Raw genomic sequence first — 1,463 nt, 5'->3', positions numbered from 1 at the left:
CCCCATTACCGTTTTCGTGGCCCCGCAACGGGGCTACCGGCTTTCGGAGTTGGCATGACTACCTCCCCTTGTCGAGCACATGGCCTGGGGGGTGGTGTCACCAGCTCCGGAGGCACTGACAGACCGCTGATTAGGGGCATGACCACCGGCCTTTCCCCAGGTCGGGAGGCTCTTCGTAATGTGGATGTGGCGATCAGTGCCGTGGCAGGGCCGGGAGGACACCACCAAAGGACGCACGTGATCGACGTCAGTGACATCGGCGTCTTCCTCGGACTGGACGTCGGCAAGGGCGAACACCACGCCACCGCCGTCACCCCGGCAGGGAAGAAAGCCCTCGACAAGCGGCTGCCCAACAGCGAGCCGAAGCTGCGGGAGGTCTTCAGCAAGCTGAAGACCAAGCACGAGACGGTGCTCGTGGTCGTCGACCAGGTTGCCTCCATCGGCGCCCTGCCGCTGGCCATCGCCCGCGATACCGGCTGTGAGGTCGCCTATCTGCCCGGCCTGACCATGCGGCGGATCGCCGACCTCTACCCCGGTGAAGCCAAGACCGACGCGAAGGACGCGTTCATCATCGCGGACGCTGCTCGCGCGATGCCGCACACCCTGCGCTCGGTCGACCTCGACGACGAGACCCTCGCCGAGCTGCAGATGATCGCCGGGTTCGACGACGACCTCGCCGCCGAGGCCACCCGCCTGTCCAACCGGCTGCGCGGCCTGTTCACGCAGATCCATCCACACCTGGAACGCGTCATTGGCCCACGTATGCAGCACCCGGCCGTACTCCGGCTCCTCGACCAGTTCGGCTCTCCCGCCCAGATCCGCAAGGCCGGACGCCGACAGCTGGTCAACCTCATCCGCCCGAAGGCACCCAGGATGGCCGAGCGGCTCATCGAGGAGATCTTCACCGCACTCGATGAACAGACCGTGGTCGTTCCGGGAACGAACGCGGCCACACTGATCGTCCCCAGCCTCGCCAGTTCCCTCCAGGCAGTCCTTGACCAGCGCAAACTCCTGGATAAGCGCATCAAAGAACTGCTGGAGGCCCACCCTCTTTCCCAGGTCCTGATGTCCATGCCGGGCATCGGCATCAGGACCGGCGCCCGCATCCTCATCGACGTCGGTGACGGCACCGCCTTCCCCAGCGCCGCCCACCTGGCCGCCTACGCCGGCCTGGCCCCCGCCACCCGAAACTCGGGCTCCTCCATCCGCGGGGAACAGCCCTCCCGCAGAGGAAACAAGCAGCTCAAACGAGCTTTCTTCCTCTCCGCGTTCGCCGCCCTGGCAGACCCCGCCTCCAGGACCTACTACGACAAGAAGATCAGCCAGGGAAAACACCACACCCAAGCCCTCCTCTGCCTCGCCCGCCGCAGAGCCGACGTGCTCTACGCCATGCTCCGCGACGGCACCTTCTACCAGCCCCAACCCGCCCCAGCCCCTTGACCAAACAGATAGGGGCACCCCCC

The 1,463-nt window shown here is 66.3% G+C and carries 1 protein-coding gene; it reads left to right on the top strand.

Features of this window, described 5'->3' with window-relative positions; genetic code table 11:
• The first annotated feature begins 138 nt into the window (after positions 1-138).
• Positions 139-1,440, top strand: coding sequence for an IS110 family RNA-guided transposase (locus tag DTL70_RS00085; protein WP_425470293.1), 1,302 nt, complete (start codon positions 139-141; stop codon positions 1,438-1,440).
• Positions 1,441-1,463 lie beyond the last annotated feature (23 nt).

The organism is Streptomyces diacarni, assembly GCF_003323715.1.
GTDB classification, from domain to species: Bacteria; Actinomycetota; Actinomycetes; order Streptomycetales; family Streptomycetaceae; genus Streptomyces; species Streptomyces diacarni.
The sequence above is the reverse complement of the archived record's forward strand: the minus strand, read 5'-3'. Positions and strand labels throughout refer to the sequence as shown.